Source organism: Allobosea sp. CER48 (genome assembly GCF_044752385.1).
Taxonomy (GTDB): Bacteria; Pseudomonadota; Alphaproteobacteria; order Rhizobiales; family Beijerinckiaceae; genus Allobosea.
Map to the genome: position 1 here is coordinate 1 of NZ_JBIWYK010000275.1, position 4,236 is coordinate 4,236.

The 4,236-nt window shown below is 70.8% G+C and carries 4 protein-coding genes; 3 read left to right on the forward strand and 1 reads right to left on the reverse strand.

Annotated elements, in window-relative coordinates:
* The 3 genes from ACIPIA_RS11145 to ACIPIA_RS11155 form a co-directional block, all read left to right on the forward strand.
* Positions 1-907, forward strand: a 907-nt coding sequence (locus tag ACIPIA_RS11145) for a S8 family serine peptidase (RefSeq protein WP_400509463.1), incomplete at its 5' end; no start/stop codon positions are given.
* Positions 908-953: 46 nt separating this feature from the next.
* Complete coding sequence (locus ACIPIA_RS11150; RefSeq protein WP_400509464.1) at positions 954-2,108, forward strand: glycosyltransferase; 1,155 nt, start codon at positions 954-956, stop codon at positions 2,106-2,108.
* The gene (locus ACIPIA_RS11155; protein ID WP_400509466.1) at positions 2,105-2,767 is read left to right on the forward strand and encodes a class I SAM-dependent methyltransferase; all 663 of its coding nucleotides are present in this window, start codon (positions 2,105-2,107) and stop codon (positions 2,765-2,767) included. Before ACIPIA_RS11150 ends, ACIPIA_RS11155 begins: the two co-directional genes overlap by 4 nt.
* 12 nt (positions 2,768-2,779) lie before the next feature.
* On the opposite strand, the gene ACIPIA_RS11160 is transcribed toward ACIPIA_RS11155, so the two are convergent.
* The coding region (locus ACIPIA_RS11160; RefSeq protein WP_400509468.1) for a methyl-accepting chemotaxis protein at positions 2,780-4,236 on the reverse strand (1,457 nt) is incomplete at its 5' end.

The following is a 4,236-nucleotide window of genomic DNA, read 5'->3' on the forward strand; positions in this document are numbered from 1 at the left end:
GGAGCTGCGCCCCGGCGCCGCGGAGACGGCTGCGCGCGGCGGCGCTGCCGTGCGCCGGGTGTTGCCGCCGCAATATGTCGTCGACAAGCTCAGGCTCGCGGAGGCGCGCAAGTTCGCGCTCGGCCGCGGCATCCGGGTCGCGCTGATCGATTCCGGTGTCGATATGGAGCATCCCGAGATCAGCGGATCGGTCCTCGCCTATCTCGACGCCGTCGACGGGCTGGCGACGCCGCATGCGCATGGCACCTCGATGGCGACCGCGATCGTCGCGCATGGCGAGTTGCAAGGCATCGCGCCCGGCGCCCGGCTGATCGTCGCGCGCGCCTTCGGCGGCACGCAGACGACATCGGCGAACGGCAAGTCCTTCCAGATCCTGACGGCGCTGGACTGGGTGGTTCAACAGCGCGCCAAGGTGGTCAATCTCAGTTTCGCGGGGCCGCAGGATCGCCTGCTGTCGAAGGCGCTGGCGGGGGCGAAGGAACGCGGGGTGATCGCCGTCGCCGCAGCCGGCAATGGCGGCATCCGCTCTGCGCCGCTCTATCCCGGCGCCGATCCGAGCGTCATCGCCGTGACGGCCACGGATGCCGACGACAGGGTCTTCGCCGATGCCAACCGCGGCGGCTACATCACCGTCGCCGCCCCCGGCGTCGATGTGCTGACGGCGGAACCCGCCGGGCGATACGCCTTCACCTCCGGTACCTCGATCGCGGCCGCCCATGTCTCCGGGCTGGTCGCCCTGCTGCTGGAGAAGCAGCCGGAGCTGGATCCCGAAAGCGCCCGCCGGATCCTCGCCGAGAGTGCCGCCGATCTCGGCTCGAAGGGCAGGGACCCGGTCTTCGGTGCCGGGCGGATCGATCCGGCTGCTGCGTTGGCCCGCGTGTTGCCGGTCGCGACGGCGCGGCCCTGATCGGCGTCGGGCTTGACCTGCGGCGCCGCATCGGCCTGATGGCGCCATGCCGCGCCAAAAACTTCTGTTCGTCGCCACCGAGGACTGGTTCTTCGCCTCGCATTTCCTGCCGATGGCGCGGGCGGCGCGCGAGCTCGGACTCGATGTCGCCGTCATCGCGCGCGAGCGCAAGCATCGCCGCGTGATCGAAGCGGCCGGGGCGCGGCTGATCGCGCTGGAGGCCGAGCGGCGCAGCCTCGATCCGCGGGCGTTGTACCAGCAGATCGGCGCGCTGAAGCGCCTGATCGCGGCAGAGAAGCCCGAAATCCTGCATTGCATCGCGCTGAAGCCTATCGCGCTGGCCGGCCTTGCGGGCAAGCTCGCCGGCGTCGACCGGCGCGTCTATGCCCTGACCGGGCTCGGCTTTCTCGGCGCCCGGCAGGGGTTTCTGGCCGCAGCCGCCCGCTTCGCGGCGATCGCGTGGCTGCGCGGCGCGATCGACGGGCGGCATGTGCGCTTCCTGTTCGAGAACCCGGACGATCCGGTGACGCTGGGCCTGGATCCGCAGGACGCTTCCAAGGTCGCGATCGTCGGCGGTGCCGGCGTCGACCCGCTCATCCTGATGCCGTCGCCGATGCCGCCGGCGCCGCCGCTCAAGGTCGCGCTCGTGGCGCGCATGCTCTGGTCGAAGGGGGTCGATCTCGCGGTCGAGGCGGTCAGGCTCGCCCGCGCCGATGGCGCCAGGGTCGAGCTCACCATCCACGGCGCGCCCGACGCGTCCAATCCCAAGGCGATCCCCGAGGCGAGGCTGAAGGAATGGGCGGCGCGGCCCGGCATTCACTGGGCCGGCCCGACGCGGGATGTCGAGGCGGTGTGGAAGGCGCATCATCTCTGCATCCTGCCCTCCCGCGGTGGCGAGGGCCTGCCGCGCACGATCCTGGAAGCCGCCGCCTGCGGCCGGCCGATCCTGACGACGGATGTTCCGGGCTGTCGCAGCTTCGTCCGCGAGGGGCAGGACGGCATGGTGGTCCCGGTCGATGACGCGGCCGCGCTGGCCAAGGCACTGGTCACCTTTGCCGGCGCGCCCGGCCTCGCGGAGCGGATGGGCGCGAATGCGCGCGCGCGCCTGCTCGACGGCCATACCGAGCGCGACGTGATGAATGCGGTGAAGGCGCTCTATCAGGGACTTCTCGCCACCCCCACGGTGGAGCGGGTGGCATGAGCGAGCCGGGCGCGACGCTCGATCGGGACGGCTTCATCCGCACGCATACGCGCTTGATGCCGGTGCCGCATGCGCCGGAGATCGCGCTGCATGTGGCCGAGGAGGCGACCGAGCTCTGGCAGAAGACGGAGGACGAGCTCGCGGTGATCGGCCTGCCGCCGCCGTTCTGGGCCTTCGCCTGGGCCGGCGGGCAGGCGCTGGCGCGCTATCTGCTCGACAACCGCGAAGTCGTCGCGGGCCGGCGCGTGCTCGATTTCGCTTCCGGCTCGGGACTGGTCGCGATCGCCGCCGCGAGATCGGGCGCGGCGCGGGTCGAGGGCTGCGACATCGATGCCTTCGCCGTTGCCGCGATCGGCATCAATGCGGCGGCCAACGGCGTCGCGGTGACGGCGCGGGCCGACGACCTCATCGGCCGCGACGAGGGCTGGGATGTCGTCTGCGCGGGCGACGTCTGTTACGAGCGCGACATGGCCGAGCGCGTGATCGCCTGGCTCTCGGCCCTGTCGGCGCGCGGCGCCACCGTGCTGATCGGCGATCCCGGCCGGAGCTACCTGCCGAAGAGCCGGCTCGAGGCGGTCGCCACCTATCAGGTGCCGGTGACGCGCGCCCTGGAAGACGCCGAGATCAAGCGTAGTTCGGTCTGGCGTCTCGCGAGTTGACGGCGCAGACGCTTAGGCCGCGCCGCGGCGGCCGGGCTGGTGCTGCGGCTCGGTCCGGAAGGCGGCGACGAGGCGGTTGAGCTGCTCGATCTGGTCAAGCAGCGTCCGCGCGGAGGCGGCGCTCTGCTCGGCCAGCGCGGCGTTCTGCTGCGTGATCTCGTCCATGTGGCTGACGGTCTGGCTCATCTCGTCGATGCCGTTGGCCTGTTCGCCCGCCGCCGACGCGATTTCCTCGACCGTGCTCGACACCTTGGCGGATGCGGCGACGATGCGGCTGAGCGTTTCGCCGGCCTGCCTGACGAGCTTGACGCCTTCGGCGACCTCGACGTCGGAGGAGGCGATCAGGCCGGTGATGTCCTTGGCCGCTTCGGCCGAGCGCTGGGCCAGCGCGCGAACCTCGGCAGCGACCACGGCGAAGCCGCGGCCGGCCTCGCCGGCGCGCGCCGCCTCGACGGCCGCGTTGAGAGCGAGCAGGTTCGTCTGGAAGGCGATGCCGTCGATCACGTCGGTGATCTCGGAGATGCGCTTCGAGGCGCCCTCGATCCGGGCCATCGCCTCGACGGCGTCCTTGACGATGTTGCCGCCGGTGCGGGCAACGTCGGCGGCCTCGTCGGCGAGCGCCACGGATTCGCGCGAAGCCTGCGAGGAGGTTTTGACCGAGGCGGCCAGCTGTTCGGTGGTCGCCGCGCTTTCCTCGAGCGCGGACGCCTGCTGCTCGGTGCGCATCGACAGGTCCTGCGCACCGCTGTTGATCTCCTGCGAGGAGGCGGCGATTGCGACCGAGGTCGCCTTGATCGTGCTCGCCATCTCCTGGAGACGCGCCATGGCCGCGTTGAAATGCTCGCGGATCTGGGCGTACTCGGCCGGGATCTCGTTGCTCATGCGGTGGGTCAGGTCGCCCTCGGCCAGTGCGGCCATGCTCTTGCTGACGCAGGCGATCGCCTGGTCGCGCTCGGCGGCCTTGGCCTGCTCGATCGCGTGGGCATCGGCCTCCGCCTTGAGGCGCGCAGCCTCCGAAGCCTCGAGATAGACGGTGATGGCATAGTCCATGTCGAGCATGGCGGCCTTGACGATGGCGCCGATCTCGGCGCTGCGCTCATCGGCGCCGGGCATGCGCCGGCCGAGCGCGTTCTTCGGCCAGCGCGCTTCCAGAACAGCGCCGAGCAGCTTCTCGAGGATCAGCGCATAGCCGCCGATATACCAGCGTGGCTCCAGTCCGATGCGGGCATGGACCTTGCCGATGCGGGTGACGGCGGCGACGTAGTTCTCGTCGAAATTGCCGGTGGCGATGCCGCCCCAGTGCTGCTTCTGGCGCTGCTTGGCCGCCTCGATATGCGCGTCGCTGCCGAAGAAGCTGCGGGTTTCCGGAAAGGCGCGCACCTGATCGTAGAAGGCGTCGAGCGCGCCGGGAATGGCGGCGCTCAAAGCTTCGTGAACATTGCGGATATGGCTGTTCGCCGCGGTGTTCA

Coding starts and splice junctions, on each gene's coding strand:
- ACIPIA_RS11150 (WP_400509464.1), top strand. CDS start 954: ATGCCGCGCCAAAAACTTCTGTTCGTCGCCACCGAGGACTGGTTCTTC.
- ACIPIA_RS11155 (WP_400509466.1), top strand. CDS start 2,105: ATGAGCGAGCCGGGCGCGACGCTCGATCGGGACGGCTTCATCCGCACG.